This is a genomic window from Bacillus sp. FSL K6-1006, assembly GCF_038593175.1.
Taxonomy (GTDB): Bacteria; Bacillota; Bacilli; order Bacillales; family Bacillaceae; genus Bacillus; species Bacillus safensis.
Genome location: NZ_CP151970.1, coordinates 1,482,640 through 1,504,271, shown reverse-complemented (window position 1 = coordinate 1,504,271; position 21,632 = coordinate 1,482,640). Strand labels below are relative to the sequence as shown.

Sequence of the window (21,632 nt, the reverse complement as noted above, 5' to 3'; positions counted from 1 at the left end):
TCCCCTTTCCTTAGTTCACATTTGTTATATTTTTTTTCGAAATCGAGACAAGTGCCTGCTCAGCCGCCATGGAAAGTGCTTGCATGACAGCTGGCGCTTTTTTGCGCTTTTTCAACGTCTTCTTCATCATATGGTGCTCGTCCAGCACAGTCCCTACATGCTTGCCTTCATATGCAGGGACTTCTTTAAATTTAGATAAGATCGACACGCCGCCAAGCACATGGCATTTTTGAATGATATATGATTCATCCACAATGATGAGCGCAATGGCTCCAGGGCCAACTTTGCGCCGTTCCATTCCTGAGAATAAGTGATATCCCTGTTTCCCTCTGTAGTCATCAATTAGTGAGTCCATGCTTTTACGGTAATACTTGATTTGGATAAAAGATAACCCATATTGCACAATGAGAATGATACAAAGTACGATTGCTAATTTTTCCATAGCTTCACGTCCTTATGATTGAAATAAGTGATCTTGTAATGAACGCAGCTTCCAGACGGTTGTGTTTGAATCAAGCTCTACATCATCATGAGTCAGGAACTGTCCTAATTTGATGTCTTTTTTCGCTACGACTTTTCCGCTGATTAAGCCAATTGGAATGTGACCGTTCGTTTTCATGTCTTGATGTGTTTCAAGTACACCTCTTACGGAGTATCCGCCAATTCCGTCAAGTGATTCCCCTGCTTTAATATCTCTTTTCGCAACAGCGACTGTTTCTGAGACTGGTACACCAATCGGGTGGATCGATGAATCATGCTGTAAGACCGCTTTTGCGATCGTAACAGGTGTTTCAAGGCTCGCTAAGTGGAAAGGACGGTAAAGCGTGTAGTGAGGACCTTTTCCAACTTTTAAGTAACGAAGCTCTTCATCTACTGGCTCTAGATCACTCTTGACGATAACGAATACGCCTGGAGCAAGTCCGTTTACATATTCAACGACTCCGAAGTTATCGAGCACGCCGCCTTGTTGTTTTTGATTCAATTTATCTGCTACATTCTCTAAATTTGCTTCGACTCCGTGCATACCGACTTTATCTGGCAAAAGCCCTGTCGCGTTACTTAATAAGTTCATTTCTGCCATTGTTTTTGTTCCGTCTTGGAAGGCAGCGAGCATATGTGCACTCATATGTTTACTATCTGCTTCTGCTTTACACGTATCTGGATTTGCTTCTGGGAAGAATGGGTTGTTCTTGCCTTTCCCAGCAACGAGCACCTCAAGTCCCATTGTTTTTGCAAATTCATATAATTCTAGTGTTGCTGCCGGTTCGTCTCCAGCTGATCCAGAATAAACAAGTCCTGCATTTGTGAATAATTTATGCATCACCAAACCGATGGTAATATCAACTTCTACATTTAAAAGAACGAGATGTTTCTTTGAATTAAGCGCTTCCAAAGAAATGTTTGCTCCAACCTCTGGCACTCCTGTTGCATCTACGATAACTTCCACAAAATCTGATTGAATCACTTCTCTATAATCATTTGTGACGACCATTTGATGCGGCTTCGCATGCTGCTTGTAAAAATTCGCTGCCTTCTCTGCTGCACTAAGGTGAATATCACAAACACCTGCTACAATCATGCCTGGAATTTTAGAAATTTGTGAAATAAGTCCAAAGCCCATTTGGCCTGCCCCAATAATTCCTACTTTGATTGGATCTCCACTGCGTTCTCGAGCTAACAACTGTTGATAGATTGACATCTAAATCATCCTTTCAGGTTTTCTTGCTTCTCGGGTAGATTGCTAGAAAAATAATCTGAAACTTTTAACAAATGTTATAAAAATTAACGAAAATCTGTTTCTTGTAACATTTGTTATTTTATTTATCATTTGTTATGAACTTAGTTTATATGATGTGTCAACTTTGTGTCAAGATAAAATCGATAAAATTTTCAATCTTTTTGAGTCTAAAGACTCAAAAAAAACTACCTAATCATATTAGGTAGTTACTTTAATAAGGCATCTCCTGTTCGTTCATCCGTAATTAATACATGAATTAATCCACCTTTTAATGCTGCCCGGATCGCTTCAATTTTTTCTTCTCCTCCAGCGACACCAATGACTAGCGGGATTTCTTTCAGCTTTTGCGGGCTTATGCCCATTACCCTGTTGTTCCATGGGTGAGGATACACTTCTCCTTGGTGATCAATAAAGTTATAGCAAATGTCACCCGCTACATCCTTCGCTTGAAGAATATCCTCCTCTCCGCTTGTCATATAAGATTTCACCATCGTTGAATGCTGCGGAACCCCGCCAATCCCGACAACCGCAATATTTGATGATTCTCCTAGTTCAATCACTTTTTTGATTGACGGCTGCCGAATCAGTACATCCTTCGCTTCTTTCGTATCAAGCATGACAGGCACATGTAAAAACTCACATTTAGATTTGAGTGCCTCTGTGCATCTCGCAATAATATAATTGGCATGGATATCAACATCTTCGTTTCCCACACCCCCGACTAGCGGAACAAATGTCACGGATGGATAGTGCTGAACTGACGTAAGCGCTTTCGCCATTTCATGCAAAGTGGTTCCTGAGGAAAAACCGATGACTTGTCCATCCTTCATGACTTTTAATAAAAAGCCTGCCGCCGCAGCGCCAATTCGGCTTTTTGTTGTTTCTTGACTGAGCGTTTCCACACAGACGACTTCTCGCAGCCCATATTTCCGCTCTATTTTTCTTTCTAACGATCCATATTGTTGATTCACTTCATCATGAATAATGATTTCCACGATTCCTGCTTCACGTGCTTTTGCCAAATATTTCGATATGAGCGAACGGCTAACCCCAACCGCTTCTGCTATTTTAGATTGAGTGGCGCCTTCTTCATAATACATATGCGCAACCTTAATGAGCAGCCTTCTTTCATCATGGAATGTCATAATAACCCTTCTTTCCGCTTAAGTGTTCCCTAACAAATGATATCTAAAATAACATTTGTTAAAAACAGATTAAATGAAAAAAATAACAGAGTCAATACTAGAGACGTGCTCTTTCCAAGAATGAAAAAAGCCGCACATGAAGCGGCGGCTTTAAAAGATGTTTTTATTCATTTGTTTAATGGCTGCTTTTTCAAGTCTTGAGACTTGTGCTTGAGAAATTCCGATCTCTTCAGCGACTTCCATTTGCGTTTTTCCTTGGAAGAAGCGTTTGCGCAGAATCATTTTTTCTCGATCATTCAATCGGCGCATTCCCTCTTTTAAGGCCAATTCCTCTACCCATTGTGTGTCTTTGTTCCGATCATCACTAATTTGATCCATCACATAAATCGGATCTCCTCCGTCATTATAGATCGGTTCAAACAAAGAAACAGGATCTTGAATCGCATCTAGGGCAAAGACAATTTCCTCATGAGGCACTTCCAGCACTTTGGCAATGTCTTCTGCCGTTGGCTCCTTGCTTGTCTCACTTATCAGCCTCTCACGAACCTGAAGCGCTTTGTAGGCAATATCTCTAAGTGAACGAGACACCCGAATTGGGTTGTTATCACGCAAGTATCGACGGATTTCTCCTATGATCATAGGGACCGCATAAGTTGAAAATCTGACATTGTGGCTTAAATCAAAATTATCAATTGATTTCATTAATCCGATACAGCCTACTTGGAAGAGATCATCCACATACTCGCCTCTGTTGTTAAAACGCTGAATCACACTTAAAACCAACCGCAAATTGCCATTGACTAGCTTTTCTCTTGCTGTATCGTCACCCTCATCCTGCAGCTGTCTGAACAATTTTCTCATCTCTTCGTTTTTCAGAACAGGCAGTTTGGAGGTGTCGACTCCGCAGATTTCCACTTTATTTCTGGACACTTTTTTCCCTCCCTACAGGAGCTGTTGTACAAAGTTCAGTATCTCCTTGGGATGGAAAAATATGCACGAGTGATGATGAGAATCATGAGAAAAGAAGTTGATACCTTTGACAGCAAAGGGACAGAGCTTTCAAAAAAAATTTTTTAGACCATTTTGTTAAATTCTTTTTGTAATCGTTTAATAATTCTTTTTTCAAGTCTTGAAATATACGACTGGGAAATGCCTAACATATCAGCGACATCTTTTTGGGTTTTTTCTTCACCGCCAACTAAACCGAATCTGAGCTCCATAATCTGCTTTTCGCGGTCATTTAATTGCTCCAGCGCTTTTTTCAACAGTTTTTTATCTACATTTGCTTCAATATCCCGCGTGATAATATCATCATCTGTTCCAAGTACGTCTGATAAAAGCAATTCATTTCCGTCCCAATCAATGTTGAGCGGCTCATCAAACGACACTTCTGAACGAATTTTATTATTTCGGCGCAAATACATCAAAATCTCGTTTTCAATACATCTCGAAGCATATGTCGCAAGCTTGATCTTTTTTTCTGGGTTAAATGTATTGACTGCCTTAATCAGGCCAATGGTTCCAATACTAATTAAATCCTCAATATTAATCCCTGTGTTTTCAAATTTTCTTGCGATATAGACCACCAACCGCAAATTTCTTTCGATCAGGATGGCCCTTGCTGTTTGATCACCTTTTGGTAATTTGACAAGCAGTTCCTGCTCTTCATCCTTTGATAATGGCGGCGGCAGCGCCTCACTACCACCAATATAATAAATCTCATCACTCTTAAGACCTAGCTTCATGAGGAGTTTATACCAGTAGTAAGTGAGTTTAAATTTTAACTTTTTCATCTTCTTCTCCCTTCTAAATGTCAAGTTGACCTCGTAAGATAAAAGACATCACCAAAACTTAAGACACCCCTTGGATGATTTTTCCGTCTAACATATCTGGATGAATGATGGATTGAAATTCCTGATCTGCTGATAAACCGCTCAGACTCATGCCTACAAAACACTTGGCTGGCTGGATCATATGCGTCTTTGAATAAATGATGACCGTATCTGGTTTTAAGCATAGAAGAAACCCGTGATCATGACCTACCGCTCGATATGGAACAAGTCTTAAACGGTCAAGAAGCGGAAATTGATCATCGAGCTTTTGCATCACTTCAACAGGATGAGACTGCTTCATAAGCTCTATAAATGGCTCTCCGCAAATGGACATGAGCTGATCTGCTTGAACGATCATCACAGGTGTTTTCGTCATAGGATCATACAGCTGATTACCGGAATCGACGAGTCCCTTTAAACGGATGATCTCCCCGTGAATGTGTATCTCCACAAGGACTTGTTCATCAAACTGTCTTTTTTTCGCACCGACCTCTCCTAATCTTTTCTTTGAAAACAGCCAAATCGCAGGAAAGCCGGTTAAAACGAAAAGCCAGCTAATGGGATCACCAAAGCCATCATTTTGTGAAATCAACAGCCCGTCTTGAATAACAGTATTGGTTTGTAAAAACGAATGAACCCCGATCATGCCTCCTCCCATCAAAAATGTGATAAAGTAAAAAGCAAACAGGTTTTGAAAAAAGGATCGAAATCTTTGAAATCCAAAAGTGGCAAGCACGATCAAGACAGAAAAAAGCAGTTTGCCCAAAGGGTGTGACACAAACATTGCAAATGGTGTAAAGAGCAAGAGAACAATGCTCGATCCAATCAGAGCTCCTAACATATATCGCCGTTTTTTTACTTGTCGTTTGAGAATAAATGCAGTGAGTAAGAGAAGCAATAGATCAAAACAAAAGTTTAACAGCCAAATCACATCTAAATAAATGACCACCTTCTGCTCCTTTCATCTGAAACAAAGAATCAAAAGCAGTACTTGCACTTGTTTGTACCAGTATAAAACAGCCAAGAGATGGAAGTCTGTCAATTCTTGTTGGGGATGATAGAGAACTTTTGGTGGATTGTTATTGTTTTTGTCGAGGAATGAGAGCACAAAGCAAGAGAGTGTGCTTCCGGACAAGCTTTCAAACAATTATTCGAAACGAAAAAGACACGCTCCAAGGAGTCGTGCCTTTTTTTAAGGATTATTTTTCATTGATATTTAATGTGCCTGAAGCCTTTTGTCGAGTAACATTTCCATAATCATCCCGAACAATCACTTCAATGACTGCACCTTTTGCTTTAGCGGTAGAAGTAGCTGTCCAGTAGCCTTCATATGTTCCGCCGGCTACCTCACGAAGCGGCAGCTCTGTTGTATTTTGCAGCTTTGATCTCGCGTTTGTCAGCGGCATATGAATGACAAACGTTGCGTCTAGCTTTTCTCTGCTGTTAAATGAAATTTTAACAGACTCACCTGATGATAGATTGACATTCTCTGCTGGTGTCAGCTTAGAAATCTCAGGCGCTTCGTATTGAACATCGATATCGACTTTTTTAGTCGCTTTGTTTCCTGCTGCATCTTTTGCTGTAACTTTGATCGTATTTTTCCCGTTCTCAAGCAGGATTCTTGCAGAATATTTCCCATCTTTTATTGCTGCCTTTTTTCCATTCACAGTGACTTGATCAAGATGATCATCGGTTACCTTTCCTTCTACAGTGAGTGATTCTTTGTTAGATTTTTCCCCTTTTTTTGGTGTATCTATCGTTACCACTGGGGCTGTTTGATCAATGATCACCTTGACTGATTTGGATTTTTTCGTTGCGCCTTTATCCGTAACAGTGGCAGCCGTAAATACATGCTCTCCGCTTGACACTGTAACCTTCTCTTTGAAAGCACCCGACTGATCTGCTTTCACTTTGGCAATCTCTTTATCGTTTTGATAGATCGCTACATCAAGCCCTGGAGAGGCTTTACCTTCAATCTCCAGTTCATCTTTGTTCGTGATCGTTCCAGCCTTTGGAGATGTTATTTCTGGCACATCTGCTTCATATTGGACAAGCGCACGAATCATATAATTTCCCTCTTCTTTTGGAGAAGGAGAAAAGGCACCGCTTGTCAGCTGCCAGCTTCTTTCAGCATTTGGTCCATCTTCATCTGTTGCAAGGCCTGGAGATTCCGTATTCTTTTTCGTTTGAATATAGACAAGATAGAAATCTCCATCCACCGTAATGGCTTGATCTTCTAAATCTACTTTTGTCCATTCACCATTACGCAGCGCATTCGCTTTGAAAGGTCCAGCGATTTTCTTACCTGGAGCACCGTCCTTTCCGGAAGCATCATACACTTCAACCGCAAATTCATTCCCGCCAGGGGCTGGCCACTCTGTTGTCCAGAAACGGAAAAGTCCCCCTGCGACCTGCGCTTGTTTCTTCCCTTTTTCTAATGAAAATTTCACCGCCCAGCCATTACCAGGATCATAGAACGCCCGCGCATTTTCAGCTGTTCCGTCATCGTAGCCAATTTCGCCAGCAAAACCGATGAAAGGTTCCAGCTTGATTGCTTTTTCAAGCGGCTTTTCTGTCACATCAGCTGTAAACGAATATCCTTTAAACCCTTTCGCAAATACTTTGACTGTATACACACCGCTCAATGCCTCTAGAGAAAACTCACCAGATTCATCAGTTTTCACCGGCTCAACTTTCGCATCCTCTACAAGATAAACCGTAGCATCCTTTACTTTTTCACCCGTTGCTTCGCTTACAATTGTGCCAGATATCGTTCGTTTTTCTAGTGGCTGTAAGGAGAAATTTGCCTCTGCTTGATCATTTGCAGGAATATTGACTTTTTGTGTGCGTGATTCAAAGCCATATGCTTCAGCTTTCACTGTAAATTCCCCTGCACCATGAGAAAGCTGATATCTCCCTGTCGCTTCATCCGTGTACGTGGACTTGCCGCTTTCAAGAACACTGATTTCTGCCTTCATCGGAAGAGCTTTGATAGATGGGGCATCTAAGCTTTTTTCCTTTTTCATCTGGACATGCTTTTCTTTTATTTTAGCAGGCTTTGCACTTTTCGGATCGACGGGTTTCTTCTGCTCCTGTGCTGGCTTTTCTTTTTTGATGACGCCAAGTTGTTTCTTTGCCTTTTGAGGCAAGGCTTGATCTGTTATTTTCACATCATCTAAATAAAAACCGTCTTTTGTCACACTGCCATCCGTTCTTAGCTGAAAAATAACTCTCACGTTCTGACCTTTGTAGGCAGATAAATCTACTTCTCCTTTTGTCCATCCACTTGTTTTGCCTGTGTAGGATACCACTTGGACAGCATCTTCACCCTCAGGCTGCACATGAATATGCACATAGTCATAATTTGCTTCAAGGTCATGCCAGTATTGATATTGTAAAAAGGAGGAGCCTGACTCAGGTACAGCAATCATCGGCATAGATAAATGAGCATCTGTTTGATTTTCATAAGGACTGTCTAGGTTTGTAGCGTAGACATGATCTCCAGTAAAGGCCTGTTTCGGACCTGTGGTCGGCTTCCCCCACTGCCAAGGATCTTTTGTTCCACCACTGAACCATCCACTTGGCCAAGCTTCAAAATCTTGCGAGTAGCCAGTCGTGATGGATGTTTTAATCGGAAGCGTATACGGTTCTGATGCGGCTTCATTTTCTCCAAAATCTTTCACAATCCATCGGTACGTGACGTTTTCTCCCTCAAGTTCTGGGAGCTGGACAACATATGTCCCTTTTAAATGATTTCCATCCGTTCGTTTTGCTTGCAGCGTCTCCCTTCTCCCTTGATCCACTTGATAGCTCAAGGAGACATTTGTCACAGCTACTTCATCTTCTGCTGTAATACTAAGAGGTGTTGGCGTAGAGGCAAAAATTTCATTCGGTCCTTTATGAGAAAAAACAGGTGGTTCTGTATCTTCTCCTTCTTTTGTTACCTGCCCTTCAATCTTGCCAATTCCATCTGTTAATGCTGTGATGGCTTCTTTTGCATCAACTAATCCTGCCCCATAGCCATTGTTAGGGGATTCCGGGAATTGTTGATCTGTCAGTGGTTTTGCAGTATCAATGAGAATTTCTTCAATCTCTTCAACAGACAGATCTGACTGTACTTGGCGCAGAAGAGCCACAACAGCTGAGACATGCGGTCCTGCCATCGAGGTTCCATTCCAGCCATCCTCATACCCTTTCCCTGGAATAGAAGAACGAATGTTTACCCCTGGGGCCGCAATATCTGGTTTCATGACCCCATATGGAGAGGGGCCTTGCAAAGAGAAAGAACCCAGTTTGTTGTTTTGATCTGTTGCACCCGTCGCAAAGGCTTCGGGATAGTTCGCAGGATTTGCAATAGATCCCTCACCGCCAGGGTTAAATAAATCCGTATTACCAGCTGAAAATTCTGGGAAGATGTCCGCTGCTCTCCAAGCATTGACCACATCTTTATACCAATCATCAAGACCAGGGCCACCGCCCCAAGAATTATTGACCACATCTGGCGCCTTTTCTGGATGAGGAGTTCCGTTTTTATCTTTTGGAGCTAAAATCCATTCACCTGCGTCAAGCAGATCAGCATCTGATCCACCATCTTCTGAGAAAGCTTTCACCGCGACCCATTTTGCACCTGGTGCGACTCCAATTTGATTCTCTCCATTTGGCTCAGAGCCAACCATCGTTCCCGTTACATGTGTACCATGCTCTAAATCATCGTATGGCGCTTCAGAACCTGTCGTTGCATCGTACCAATTGAATTCATGAGAAGGTTCATTCGGACGTGCAGGATCAAATCCACGGTATTTTTCTTTTAATGCAGGATGATCCCATTCCACACCTGTATCAATACTTGCCACAACGGTACCAGTTCCGTCATAGCCTAAAGCCCACGCTTCTGGGGCATGAACTTGAGAAATGTTCCACTCGATTCCATCTGCTGCTTTGATTTGTTTGTTTTTCTTTGAAGTTTTCAAATCAACAGGACGATGGATTTGACGGATTTCATTTGGCAGCACTTGATCTACTTCTGGGAAGGAAGCCACCTTTTCCATGACTTCTTTCGTTCCCGTCACAGCGAGACCATTTACAATATAGTACGAATGAATATCCTTCACTTGCTTTTTCTTTTGTGCCTTTTGTAAATAAGCAAGCAGCGCTTCTTGCGTCTCTTCAGACGTCGCTCTTAGTTCTGATACGACAGCTGATCTTTTTGTGTACTGCGTTTTAGCTGCTGTTAACTTCTGTTTTTTGGCCTTTGACACAGCATCCTTCGCCACTTTTTTGACATTGGTTTGTTCCTTCATTTTGACTAAAAAGGTCACCTTGTCTTCTTGTTGAAACTGTTTCATTAATCTAGATGAGATCTTTGCTTTTGTTTTCTTGGAGGAAACAGCTTCCTCTTGATATGAGGTAGAAGTCGATTTTGCTTGAACCATCCCAAAGCTTGTCATCGTTAAAGTACCAATCACCAAAAGACTCATCAAACGATAGCCGGCGGTCTTGCGAAACTTCACTTTCAATCAAATCCCTCCTCATCAAATGGTCAAACAGTGTATGGGTTTAACTCCTCCCTTTCCTTTGTTCATGACAAGATTCATGGTGTTCTATTTAATGTAGTCAAATAAAGTTCATCATTTTGTCGCTTTTTGTAATAGGATTTAAAAATGATTCTTTTTACTTAATCACTCTAAGTCGAAATACATATGTTGAATAAAGTAGCCCAGACAGTTTCAAGACTTTTTGATTAGGAGTGATACAGGTTTCTTTATATATTGGACATGAAAAAATCCCCTTCCGGTGGAAGGGGATGAGTGATACTCGATTAGCGTTTATTACGATTGCGCAAGAACGTTGGGATATCCAGCGTATCATCGCTTGATTGTGTATTTTGTCTCGGCTGAGATGATGACTGCTGATGTTCCTCACGTTTTACTTCACGTTTTTGAGGAATGGATTGATTTTGCTTTAATCCTTGCCCTAATGGATTTCTTTGTGGTTTTGACACCTCTGGCTCTTGCTCAATAAATCCCGTTGCGATCACGGTTACCACAATTTCATCCTTCAAGTTATCATTAATGACAGAACCGAAAATCATGTTTACATCTTCATCAGATGCAGAAGCCACAATGTCCGCTGCTTCTTGTACCTCATAAAGACTTAGGTTCGTACCACCAGTAATATTCATGATGACACCTTGTGCACCGTCGATTGCCGTTTCCAGAAGTGGTGAAGAAATAGCTTTCTTCGCAGCTTCAGCGGCACGATTTTCACCAGTCGCAACACCGATACCCATAAGAGCAGAACCTTTATTGGACATGATCGTTTTCACGTCAGCAAAGTCAAGGTTGATTAAACCTGGTGTAGCAATAAGATCTGAGATCCCTTGAACACCTTGTCGTAGCACGTTATCTGCTGCACGGAATGCTTCAAGCATTGGCGTGTTTTTATCAACAATTTCAAGCAAGCGATCATTTGGAATCACAATTAATGTGTCAACTGCTTCCTTCATAGAAGCAATTCCTTCGACTGCTTGAAGCTGACGCTTTCTTCCTTCAAATGTGAAAGGACGAGTCACGACTCCAACTGTCAATGCACCAGAATCTTTTGCGATTTTTGCAATGACAGGTGCAGCACCCGTACCAGTTCCACCGCCCATACCAGCAGTAACAAAGACCATGTCTGCGCCTTTTAATACTTCTTCAATCTGTTCTTTGCTTTCCTCAGCAGCTTTTTTACCGACTTCAGGATTCGCACCTGCTCCAAGCCCTCTTGTCAGCTTAGCACCGATTTGCATTTTCGTTTCTGCTTTTGATAGATTTAACGCCTGTGCATCTGTGTTGACTGCAATGAAATCGACACCTTGTACGTCATTTTCGATCATTCGGTTGACAGCGTTATTTCCGCCTCCACCTACTCCGATTACTTTAATTGATGCTAGGCCGTCTATATTTGTTTCAAACTCCAACATGCTGAATCCTCCTAATCCGTCGAAAATCTAATTCTATTCCCAGAACATATTAAATAGTTTTTTCATTTTGCCCGGTTTTTTATTTGTCTCTTCTTGTGCTTTTTGTTTTACTTTCGGTCTTGGCTGCGCTTCTTTTACTTGTGGTGCAGAAGAAACCGGCTCCATGGACGCGCCTACTTCATGAAACGCCTCATCCGGCATTTGGAATCCAACCTGTCTGCCCTGAATCTTTGCATTGCGATAAGCAAAGTGGATCAGACCCACTCCTGTCATATACTGAGGTTCTCTCACCCCAATATAATTCGGACTTGCAATTCTAACATTGTTTTGCAAGACCGTTTGTGCAAGAGAAAGGATACCTGGTATAGCTGCCTGTCCACCTGTTAAAACGAATCCTCCAGGCAAATCATGGACACCCATATTTCTTAATTCCTCTGCCACAAAGAGCAAGATTTCTTCCAGCCGCGCCTCGATGATATTAGCCGCTTCAAGCTGTGTATACGTCTGTTTCTGATCGGTACCGATGACAGAAACTTCAAATGTTTCCTCAGACGATGCCTCATCATAAAACGCATGTCCAAATTGTTTTTTGATTCGTTCAGCTTCTTCAGTAGAAGTTCTAAGTCCTATAGACAAATCTTTTGTAATGTTCTCTCCGCCCAAAGGGATACTGTGAGTAGAATAGAGATGCCCGTTTTCAAATACGGAAATCGTTGTAGATCCGCCGCCAATATCGACGAGAGCTACCCCTAGATTTTTTTCATCTTTCGATAATGCTGCTGAGCCCGATGCGAGCGGCTGCAAGCAAATATCCATAATTTCAATTCCAGCTCTTTCTACACATCGGAGCCAGTTATGTAGAATCGTCTTAGAACCTGTAATTAACGTTCCATCCACCTCTAGCCGAACACCAAGCATTTTTTTCGGATCAGTGATCTCATCTCTTCCGTCGACGATAAATTGTCTCGGGATGACGTCTACGACGAGATGTTCTTGAGGAATAGATACTACCTGTGCAGCATCTAAGACACGTCTCACATCTTCAGCATGTATTTCTTTGTTTTCACTAGATACTGCGACCACGCCGCTCGTGTTCTGAATATGAATGTGGTTTCCGTTAATTCCGACAATCGCCTTTTGTAAAGGAAAACCTACCATTCTTTCAGCCTGTTCAAATGCTTGTCTAATAGAATGAACTGTCTCATCTATATCAACAATCGATCCTTTTTTTAACCCTTCTGAAGGGACATTTCCAACACCTATAATGTTAAGCGAATCATCCGCCATTTCTCCGACGATGACTTTTATATTGGATGTACCGATGTCAAGGCTGACGTAAATTTCATTGTTGTTCATTCTATGGCACCTCCTCACATATCAATACTTTCTATTCTATTATTTGCTGAACAACAATACAATGAATGTGTTTTTACAAGTGTGTAACAAAACTTAAAAAATCAACATTTTTTATTAGGATTACTGAAAATATTCGTTACATCATATGTATATCCTTTTTTATGACTCACTTTTTTTCTTTTTTTCTCTAGAAATTGTCCATTTTGTTAGTAGAATTCTTCGAATAACTGCTATATTTTGAAACAATCTAACGCCGAAAGCAAACATTCCGACTAAATACAAGTCTACACCAAGATGGACGCCCAGAAAAGCTAAACTTATTGCAAGTATAATATTAAAGAAAAAGCCTGATACAAACACTAGTTCATCGTATGCCCCTTGCAGATGTGCCCTGATTCCACCAATCAATGTATCAAGCGCAGCAAGTACAGCGAGGGAAAGATAATTAGAATACTCATTCGGTATCGTAAAATTTGTTAAGAAACCGATCGCAACTCCTATGATTAAGCCAAGTACAGGAAGCCACATTAAGATTTTCCCTCCTTTACATCGTCAAGAGGCTTCAACTCGTTTAACTGAATCGCACCGTCATATGCTTTTAATTGAATTTGCTGCTTCGGCTGGCTAATACTTAAGCCGAAATTTTCCTGAGCAAACAAATCACCAATATCTGATACATTTAAACGGCTATATAATTTGTCGGCCTGGTCGCTGATCATCTTGATGGTCACTTCATCACCATCTAAGCTGTAGCCATCCATTTTCGTCGTGCCATTAATATCTCGAATCACACTTGTATTAATCACACGGTGGTCATTAATGGAAATATGTTTTGCCCCATACATATTTGCTTCGTTGATTAACTTTTTCAGAAGATCAGGCGGGATATTTTTCACTTCTTCCCCGGTCAGTTCCTTGGAGAAAAGCTGAGAGATGTCAACTTCAATTCCTTCCCCTGTCACTTCTGTAAAACCAGCCTTTTCTTTTAAATCTTTTAATGTTTTTGTCAGTTGAGCTTCTTTTGATTGATCTCCTTGATGACCATACTTTTTCAGCATTTCATCGTATTTATCAATTTCTTTCAGTAAATCCAATTCTTTACTTTTAGATGCAGATAAATCCTCTCTTAGCTCCCACACATCGCGAGTATCACGAACTTTGGGCTTTTGCAATGAATTAAATTGGATGGAGACCATGATGCCGAATATCACCATTAAGGCTGTCAAACTAAGTAAAGGCTTCTTTTTCCTCAACACCACTCACCTTTTCACTTTTAATCTTTGTGTTTTAAAAGAGGATTCATACGAATATCCTTTTTTTCAATCGTCATCGAAATGTGATCACTTGTCAGCTGATCGACTACTCCTCCTGCAATATTTAATGCAGGTATTAACACAGCCGGATCACCAATAGCAGAAATAACAAATGGCGCTGGATGCTGAACCCCGTCAACTGTGACAACTGGGCCGTTACAATGTATGTACGATTGGTGTGTAATTCTCTGTCCATTAATAGATACAGCAGAGGCCCCTGATATAAACAGTTCGTTTATCACATGAAAAATGTGGCTCTCATGAACAATGTAATTATTGACATTTTGTCCACTCGGGATATAAGATGCATCTTCAAGGGATACTTTTACCCCTTTTCCTTTTACACCGATCTCTCCTGTAAACATCCTGTATTTCTCAACATCTTCCAATACATTAAAATACTGCTCTTTTTCATTTTTCAAATTGGCCTCAGTGGCTTGAACCTGTGATTGTAGGCTATATAATTCTTTTTCAAGTTTCTGATTCGCCTTTTCTTGCTTTGTCAGCTGACTTTTCAAGGAATATTCTTTTTTCCATTGCTCTGTTCGGATGACATCTGCCTGATGCTGCTTTGTATATTGGTATGAAAAAGAAATCAGAAAACCAAGAACAAGCATTACAATTGAGAATATAACTGTTTTGCCTCTCAACGTTCATCTTCCTTTTTCTTAGATTTAAACGCTTCAAAATACGTCGCGACTTCCATATGGATTGTGCCTTTTTCAGATGGCGAAAGTTCTTTTACAATGGCAGGATAGGTTTTCATTTTATCAGCGAATGTTTTAATTGATGCAATCACGGTGTTCCCGTCATTCATATAAAATTTAACGAGCCACTGGTTTGAGCTTGTCGGCACATAATATATTTCTGAGATGAGTTCCTGAATAGAGGCTGGCAGCTGATTTAAAGTTCTAACCGTTTGCTTCAGCTTCTCTTTATTGTCCCAATCAACAAAAATAGGTCCTGCATGACTTGGTGTGACTTCTTCTGGCAATACTGTCCCATTTTCAAGAAGCTCATAGTATAGATTTCCCTTTTGAAGATAAGCAATATTGGCATATTCTTTGACAGCAATACTAACCTTATTTGGAAAATGTTTTTTGATACTGACACTTTTAATCAGTTTGTTTTGTTTAATATGATCTGCTGTTAAATCTTTATTTAAATTCCAAAACTCTGTTTCGCCTTCTTTAATCTGGGAAAGTTTCACAAGCTGTTTTGTAGGGACATGCTCGTTACCCGTAATAGTTAAAGAAGAAATTTTACTGATTGGTGTCTGCAAATAAATAATGATTAAAACCATGATAAAAAACAGTAGAATAAAAGAGATTAGTCTCCGATTCGCTTTCTGCTTCCTTTGTTCTTTAATTTTAGGAATCCGTTCTTCTATATTGACGATCTTTTCATTTTCATGATCAGGCCGCATATATATTCTTCACCCCATTCAAAGCTGCTTGTCCACACCTTTGGGTCATCATTTTGATGAGAAAACAAACGGCATTCTTCATGCCGTTTGTTTTCCTGTGATGCCATCATTCATAAATCTTGCTTTTAATTTGCTTCACCGATAATTTCTACTTCTGTATGCATATCTACATTGTAGTCATCTTTAATTTTCTTTTGGATGTACTGAATTAAGTCCAGCACGTCTTGAGCAGTAGCCCCGCCAGCGTTCACAATAAAGTTTCCATGCATGTCAGAGATTCTTGCTCCGCCAATTTGGTACCCTTTTAAATTCGCTTTTTCTACAAGCTGTCCTGCATATTCAGGCAGCGGATTTCGAAAAATACTTCCCGCACATGGTCGATTATAAGGCTGTGTTTCCTTGCGATAGTCTTTATTTTGCTGCATTTTCTTTGTGATTTTCTCGCGATCATCCTGTTTTAACTTAAACACGGCCTCGAGAACAATGCCTGGTCGTTCCTTTTGAAGGACAGACGTTCTGTAGCTAAAGTTCATCTGCTCATTTGTTAGCCACTCGATGCTTCCATCTTCAAATAAGATTCTCGCTTTCACAAGAATTTTACTGATATCAGATCCGTGCGCACCTGCGTTCATATAAACAGCGCCGCCAATAGACCCTGGAATACCAGCTGCAAATTCCAGCCCTGAAAGACCCTGCTTACTAAGAGACGTTGCAAGCCTTACAACAGAATAGCCGCCGCCAACTGTAATTTCTTCACCATTTACAGTTAAGTGATCAAGTCCAGCGCCTAACTTCAGGACGACACCGCGTATTCCTTTATCAAGTACGAGTAAATTTGATCCTCTTCCAATAACCGTCCAGTCCGCGTGGTGTTTTTTTATCTGATCCATGATCGTTTTAACTGCATCAATATCTTTAGGAACGATCAATAGATCTGCCGGCCCGCCTATTTTCATTGTCGTATGATTTGCAAGCGGCTCATTTTCAAGCACTTTACCGACTTGCGCTTCTAATAATTCATTCTTCAAGTTCTCCATATTACCCTCCGCCTTACCTAATATCATTCCATCATGTAGTCGTAATTTCTTTTAATACATTATATAAACGTCCAGCCGCATCTGGTACTCCGAGTTCTTTTGTTAAACGGCTCATTTCGTTTAATTTTTCTTCATGACCAGCAATTTCATCAATGGCATGAAGGAGGCTCTCTCCAGAAAGCTCTGATTCTCTTAAAACGATTGCAGCGTCATGCTTTTCTAGTGATCTTGCATTGATTTCCTGGTGATTTGCCGTCACGTATGGACTTGGAATAAAAATAGTTGGAATTCCAAGGGCTGTCACTTCAGCAATCGTTGTGGCTCCCGCTCTTGCAACAATCACATCAATCGATTTCAAGTACTCCGGCATTTGATGCAAGAAAGGCTTTGTAATCATATTAGGTGCTGCACCTTTTTCCTTTAGTTCGTTCAGCACTTTTTCATAATGAACCTCACCTGTGATATATAAAAGCTGATAGTTCTTAGCCTTTAATTCATCTTGCATGTCAATAACTGCTCTATTAATCGGCGCAGCCCCCCGGCTCCCGCCAAAAATAAGAACCGTTTTTTTCTTTTCATCCAGCCCAAACTCCTTCAGAGATTTCCCCTCTTTTATAGAGACGACTTCAGAGGCTCTAGGGTTTCCCGTAAATACAACCTTTTCAGATGGAAAATGTGCCTTTGCTTCTTCAAAACAGATGGCTACCTTATCAACATACCTTGCTAAAAACTTATTTGTGATACCAGGCAGGCTGTTCTGTTCGTGAATAATGGTCGGAATCTTCAGCTTAGAAGCTGCATAAACAACAGGGCCGCACACATAACCACCTGTTCCAATGACCGCATCTGGCTTAAATTCCTTTAAGTAAGATTTACTTTTTTGAACGCCTTTTAGAAATCTCATCACCGTTTTTACATTATCAAAGGAAAGCTTTCTTTTAAAACCTGAAATTTCTATGGACTTGAAAGGGATATTTTCTCTTTCTACAATTTTCTTTTCAAGTCCATTTTCAGTACCAATATATAAAAATTCTACATCAGGATGCAGTCTTTTCACTTCTTTAATAAAAGCTAAGGCCGGATAAATATGTCCGCCTGTTCCGCCTCCACTGATTACTATACGCATTATACCATTTCCCCTCAATTTTTTTCTGCTCTGAACAAAGTATAAACCCTGTTTTAAACAACAGGGCTCCGTTAAAACCTGTAAAGAAGAGGTAAAAAACATGTTTTCGGATACTAAAGCTGTCTTTTTCACTCTTCAAATCATTTTTTTGTACTTTTGCAAAATAAATGTCATCATGGTTTCATGAACTAGCAGCATTAGTATCTAGCGTACCTGCTTACATTCAAGAGTACGCCAATGGCCATCAGCATTAATGTCAGTGATGAGCCGCCATAACTTAGGAATGGGAGCGTGATACCTGTCACAGGGATAAGTCCAGTAACAACTGCGATATTAATCATCACTTGAATGGCAACCATTGAAATAATGCCAACTGCTAGGAAACTTCCATATAAGTCTGGGGCTCCAAGTGCTATTCGTATGCCTCTCCATAATAGAACACTAAAGAGCAGCAAAATGAGTGATCCTCCTATAAAGCCAAGTTCTTCAGACAATATTGCAAAGATGAAGTCTGTTTGAGGCTCAGGTAAATAAAAGAATTTTTGTCTACTTTGACCGAGACCCATCCCGAACAAACCGCCTGGACCAACAGCGTATAAGGATTGAATAATTTGAAACCCACTGCCTAGTGGATCTTCCCAAGGATTTAAGTACGATGTAATTCGTTTTATGCGGTAGGGCGCTGATAAGACTAGTGCAGCAAATCCGCTGAGCCCTAAAAGACCGAGAAATATAAAGTGAGCAATTCTCGCACCTGAAACAAATATCATAATAATACAGGTTCCAACCATTACCGTCCCTGTTCCCAAATCTGGCTGCAGCATGATGATGGCAAATGCAGAAAACACAATGCCTAATGCTGGTGCGAAACCTTTACGAAAGGATGTGATATTTTTTTGTTTTTCAGATAAGAATTTTGCAAGAAACGCAATCATCGCAAGCTTCATAAATTCAGAGGGCTGAATACTAAACGCACCGACACCGATCCAGCTTCTTGATCCATTTCTCTCCATACCGATACCAGGAATAAGTACAAGCAACAAAAGGAGAAAACAAACAGCAATCAATATCTTTGACCAAGTCCGCCACGTCCAATAATCGACTCGCATAATGAAAAACATCGCGATAACTCCGATTCCGGCAAACAAAAGCTGTCTTTTTGCAAAATAAAACGAATCATCAAATTTATACGATGCCCACACAGCACTAGCGCTGTACACCATAATTAAACCAATCGTCAATAAAAGTAACGTAATGACAACAAGCAAAAAGTCCGGAGAAGTTTTCTTATTCGTCAAGAGACCGACACCCCAAGCATAATTTCATTTGGGCTGTCAGTCATACGAGAGACAAGCCCTTATTTAAGCATATGCACGGCGTTTACAAACATGTCTCCACGTTCTTCAAATGTTTTATGCTGATCCCAGCTTGCACAAGCCGGGGATAATAAAATCACGTCTTCTTCTTCAGAAATGTTAAACGCCGCAGGTACTGCTTGTTCAACATTATCGACATGTTTTACGTGATGTATTCCCAGTTCTTCACCAAGCTTCACAAACTTAGGTGCCGTCTCACCAAATGTAATAATTCCTTTTACATTTTTCATAAAAGGTTTCAATTCATCAAATTCATTGCCCCGGTCAAGTCCGCCGGCTAATAAAATAGTCGGCTGCTCAAAAGCTGACAATGCTTTACTTGTTGCCAGTATATTGGTGGCTTTACTATCGTTATAGAATTTTCTGCTTTGAATTGTATCTACAAACTGCAGACGGTGCTTCACTCCACTAAATGTCGTGAGAACGTGTGCGATTGCTTCATTTGAACAGCCTGCATTTTTCACGACACAAATAGCTGCCAAAATATTTTCTTGGTTATGCTCACCAGGAAGAACAACATCCTTTAAATCGATGATATGTTCATTCATGTAGTAGATCGCACCATTTTTAATATACGCACCATGTTCTACTTGCTCTTTCACGGAGAAAAACACTTTTTTTGCTTTTGAAGCTTCAGCCAGTTTTACGACTGATGGATCATCGAGGTTAATGACTGCTATGTCATCATCCAGTTGATGTGCGTAAACTTTCTGCTTTGCTTTTTCATATTCATCACGAGTGTGGTGATAGTCTAAATGTGCATCAAAAATATTTAATATTAAGCTGATTTTAGGTCTGAATTCAACTGTTCCCATTAACTGAAAAGAAGAGAGTTCAGTTACGATCCACTCATCACCAGCTGCCTTTGCAGCGACTTCGCTGGCAACTGTGCCAATATTACCTGCCACTAAAGTTTTTTGACGGTCTTGTTTCAACATTTCATAAATCAAAGTCGTGGTAGTGGTTTTTCCATTTGATCCAGTAATCCCAATAAAAGGAGCTGAGGTTAAATGATAAGCTAATTCTATTTCCGTCCAAACTGGAATTTGGCGGCGAAGCGCCTCTTGAACCATCACATTTTCATATGGAATTCCAGGATTTTTAATTAAAATCGTAATTTCTTTATCATCGAACATACGAAGAGGATGGCTGCCGCAAATGACATCTATCCCCTTTTCAGAAAGAAGCTGAGCAGGTTCATTTTCTTCAAACGGCTTTTGGTCATTTACTATGACATTTACTCCATGCTCATGAAGAATTGAAGCTGCCGCATATCCGCTTTTTGCAAGACCTAATACTAGTACATTTTCGTTTTTTAACATTTGCATCTTATTCAATTATAACCACACCTCGATGTAAATTCCTAAAACAGCAAGTAATAAACCAGCTGTCCAGAAGGTGACAACTACTCTCCACTCAGACCAGCCAACTAACTCATAGTGGTGGTGAAGCGGACTCATCTTGAAGATTCTTTTTCCAGTTGTTTTAAAGGAGATCACTTGAAGAATAACAGATAACGTTTCGACAACAAATACTCCTCCAATAATGACAAGCAAAATTTCAAGCTTTGTTAAAATGGCAATCGCTACAATCGCTCCGCCTAAAGCAAGCGACCCTGTATCACCCATAAATACTTTTGCAGGATGCGCGTTAAACACAAGAAACCCAAGAACGGCTCCAGCAACAGCTACTGAAAAGATCGCTACATCGTACTGTGATTGATTCCAAGCCAGTATAGCAAAGGCTCCGAAGGCAATTGCAGCAGTTCCAGATAATAGACCATCCAGTCCATCCGTTAAGTTCACGGCATTAGAACCTCCGACAAGCATGAAAACGACAAGGATAAAGTAAGCCCATCCTAAATCAAAGCTGACATCTGTTCCTGGAATGCGAATCGTCGTTGCAAACTGATAATAATGGAAGACTGCATAAAAAATCACTGCGATCACGATTTGACCGATTAATTTCTGTTTCGATGTTAAACCTAGGTTTCGTTTCATCGCTACTTTAATATAATCATCTAAAAATCCTAATAGACCGTAGCCAAGCGTGACAAATAACAATAAAAACATTTCTGGACTAATCTCAGAAAATTTGTTGATCATCACAATCGTTGTAATTGTAATAGAAAAGATAATCATAATTCCGCCCATTGTCGGAGTACCTGATTTCTTTTGGTGAGACTGTGGTCCTTCTTCTCTAATACTTTGACCAAATTTAAGCCTTCTTAAAAACGGAATAAAAATCGGGGATAAAAGAACACTGATTAAAAATCCCATTATGATTGTAAACAATATCACCTGTTCAAGCATCGTTCTT

At 40.4% G+C, this 21,632-nt stretch carries 18 protein-coding genes; all 18 read right to left on the bottom strand.

From position 1 onward, the window contains the following. Positions 1 to 10 precede the first annotated feature (10 nt). Complete coding sequence (locus NSS65_RS07745) at positions 11 to 442, bottom strand: transcriptional regulator GutM (RefSeq protein WP_087977397.1); 432 nt, start codon at positions 440 to 442, stop codon at positions 11 to 13. A gap of 12 nt (positions 443 to 454) precedes the next feature. Beyond that, positions 455 to 1,699, bottom strand: coding sequence for an SAF domain-containing protein (locus tag NSS65_RS07740; protein ID WP_277722006.1), 1,245 nt, complete (start codon positions 1,697 to 1,699; stop codon positions 455 to 457). 245 nt (positions 1,700 to 1,944) lie between these two features. Next, positions 1,945 to 2,883 (bottom strand): sugar-binding transcriptional regulator, encoded by a 939-nt coding sequence (locus NSS65_RS07735; protein ID WP_326135098.1) that lies wholly within the window; start codon positions 2,881 to 2,883, stop codon positions 1,945 to 1,947. A gap of 150 nt (positions 2,884 to 3,033) precedes the next feature. Beyond that, complete coding sequence (gene sigG / locus NSS65_RS07730) at positions 3,034 to 3,813, bottom strand: RNA polymerase sporulation sigma factor SigG (RefSeq protein WP_024424250.1); 780 nt, start codon at positions 3,811 to 3,813, stop codon at positions 3,034 to 3,036. Between the two features lie 143 nt (positions 3,814 to 3,956). After that, complete coding sequence (gene sigE / locus NSS65_RS07725; RefSeq protein ID WP_007499746.1) at positions 3,957 to 4,676, bottom strand: RNA polymerase sporulation sigma factor SigE; 720 nt, start codon at positions 4,674 to 4,676, stop codon at positions 3,957 to 3,959. Between the two features lie 58 nt (positions 4,677 to 4,734). Beyond that, positions 4,735 to 5,664 (bottom strand): sigma-E processing peptidase SpoIIGA, encoded by a 930-nt coding sequence (gene spoIIGA / locus NSS65_RS07720; RefSeq protein ID WP_046310869.1) that lies wholly within the window; start codon positions 5,662 to 5,664, stop codon positions 4,735 to 4,737. Between the two features lie 250 nt (positions 5,665 to 5,914). Further along, positions 5,915 to 10,225 (bottom strand): S8 family serine peptidase, encoded by a 4,311-nt coding sequence (locus NSS65_RS07715; protein ID WP_326135159.1) that lies wholly within the window; start codon positions 10,223 to 10,225, stop codon positions 5,915 to 5,917. A 308-nt stretch (positions 10,226 to 10,533) separates the two neighbouring features. Continuing rightward, positions 10,534 to 11,679 (bottom strand): cell division protein FtsZ, encoded by a 1,146-nt coding sequence (gene ftsZ, locus NSS65_RS07710; RefSeq protein WP_024426931.1) that lies wholly within the window; start codon positions 11,677 to 11,679, stop codon positions 10,534 to 10,536. A 33-nt stretch (positions 11,680 to 11,712) separates the two neighbouring features. Next, positions 11,713 to 13,035, bottom strand: a complete 1,323-nt coding sequence (gene ftsA / locus NSS65_RS07705; protein ID WP_034281692.1) for a cell division protein FtsA — start codon at positions 13,033 to 13,035, stop codon at positions 11,713 to 11,715. A gap of 159 nt (positions 13,036 to 13,194) precedes the next feature. Beyond that, positions 13,195 to 13,563 (bottom strand): small basic family protein, encoded by a 369-nt coding sequence (locus NSS65_RS07700; RefSeq protein ID WP_003210988.1) that lies wholly within the window; start codon positions 13,561 to 13,563, stop codon positions 13,195 to 13,197. Continuing rightward, entirely contained in the window at positions 13,563 to 14,288 is a 726-nt protein-coding gene (locus tag NSS65_RS07695) for a DUF881 domain-containing protein (RefSeq protein WP_034281689.1), read from the bottom strand. Before NSS65_RS07695 ends, NSS65_RS07700 begins: the two co-directional genes overlap by 1 nt. A 20-nt stretch (positions 14,289 to 14,308) precedes the next feature. Beyond that, the gene (locus tag NSS65_RS07690; protein WP_034281688.1) at positions 14,309 to 14,998 is read right to left on the bottom strand and encodes a DUF881 domain-containing protein; all 690 of its coding nucleotides are present in this window, start codon (positions 14,996 to 14,998) and stop codon (positions 14,309 to 14,311) included. Further along, complete coding sequence (locus tag NSS65_RS07685) at positions 14,995 to 15,774, bottom strand: cell division protein FtsQ/DivIB (protein ID WP_061109806.1); 780 nt, start codon at positions 15,772 to 15,774, stop codon at positions 14,995 to 14,997. The genes NSS65_RS07690 and NSS65_RS07685 overlap by 4 nt, the downstream gene beginning before the upstream one ends. Positions 15,775 to 15,899: 125 nt before the next feature. Further along, a complete protein-coding gene (murB, locus tag NSS65_RS07680) occupies positions 15,900 to 16,811 on the bottom strand; it encodes a UDP-N-acetylmuramate dehydrogenase (protein WP_034281685.1) in 912 nt (303 codons plus the stop codon). A 31-nt stretch (positions 16,812 to 16,842) separates the two neighbouring features. Next, entirely contained in the window at positions 16,843 to 17,937 is a 1,095-nt protein-coding gene (murG, locus tag NSS65_RS07675; protein WP_046310860.1) for an undecaprenyldiphospho-muramoylpentapeptide beta-N-acetylglucosaminyltransferase, read from the bottom strand. A gap of 197 nt (positions 17,938 to 18,134) precedes the next feature. Further along, positions 18,135 to 19,235, bottom strand: a complete 1,101-nt coding sequence (gene spoVE, locus NSS65_RS07670; RefSeq protein ID WP_024424259.1) for a stage V sporulation protein E — start codon at positions 19,233 to 19,235, stop codon at positions 18,135 to 18,137. 59 nt (positions 19,236 to 19,294) lie between these two features. Beyond that, entirely contained in the window at positions 19,295 to 20,650 is a 1,356-nt protein-coding gene (murD, locus tag NSS65_RS07665) for a UDP-N-acetylmuramoyl-L-alanine--D-glutamate ligase (protein ID WP_080701193.1), read from the bottom strand. Then, positions 20,651 to 21,625: a phospho-N-acetylmuramoyl-pentapeptide-transferase gene (mraY, locus tag NSS65_RS07660; RefSeq protein ID WP_003211854.1), complete on the bottom strand. Its 975-nt coding sequence runs from the start codon at positions 21,623 to 21,625 to the stop codon at positions 20,651 to 20,653. Positions 21,626 to 21,632: the final 7 nt, after the last annotated feature.

What these genes read in the sequence shown, in the direction of transcription:
- NSS65_RS07745 (WP_087977397.1), bottom strand. Translation starts at nt 442, where the DNA reads ATGGAAAAATTAGCAATCGTACTTTGTATCATTCTCATTGTGCAATAT.
- NSS65_RS07740 (WP_277722006.1), bottom strand. Translation starts at nt 1,699, where the DNA reads ATGTCAATCTATCAACAGTTGTTAGCTCGAGAACGCAGTGGAGATCCA.
- NSS65_RS07735 (WP_326135098.1), bottom strand. Translation starts at nt 2,883, where the DNA reads ATGACATTCCATGATGAAAGAAGGCTGCTCATTAAGGTTGCGCATATG.
- sigE (WP_007499746.1), bottom strand. Translation starts at nt 4,676, where the DNA reads ATGAAAAAGTTAAAATTTAAACTCACTTACTACTGGTATAAACTCCTC.
- ftsZ (WP_024426931.1), bottom strand. Translation starts at nt 11,679, where the DNA reads ATGTTGGAGTTTGAAACAAATATAGACGGCCTAGCATCAATTAAAGTA.
- ftsA (WP_034281692.1), bottom strand. Translation starts at nt 13,035, where the DNA reads ATGAACAACAATGAAATTTACGTCAGCCTTGACATCGGTACATCCAAT.
- NSS65_RS07700 (WP_003210988.1), bottom strand. Translation starts at nt 13,563, where the DNA reads ATGTGGCTTCCTGTACTTGGCTTAATCATAGGAGTTGCGATCGGTTTC.
- NSS65_RS07685 (WP_061109806.1), bottom strand. Translation starts at nt 15,774, where the DNA reads ATGCGGCCTGATCATGAAAATGAAAAGATCGTCAATATAGAAGAACGG.
- murB (WP_034281685.1), bottom strand. Translation starts at nt 16,811, where the DNA reads ATGGAGAACTTGAAGAATGAATTATTAGAAGCGCAAGTCGGTAAAGTG.
- murG (WP_046310860.1), bottom strand. Translation starts at nt 17,937, where the DNA reads ATGCGTATAGTAATCAGTGGAGGCGGAACAGGCGGACATATTTATCCG.
- mraY (WP_003211854.1), bottom strand. Translation starts at nt 21,625, where the DNA reads ATGCTTGAACAGGTGATATTGTTTACAATCATAATGGGATTTTTAATC.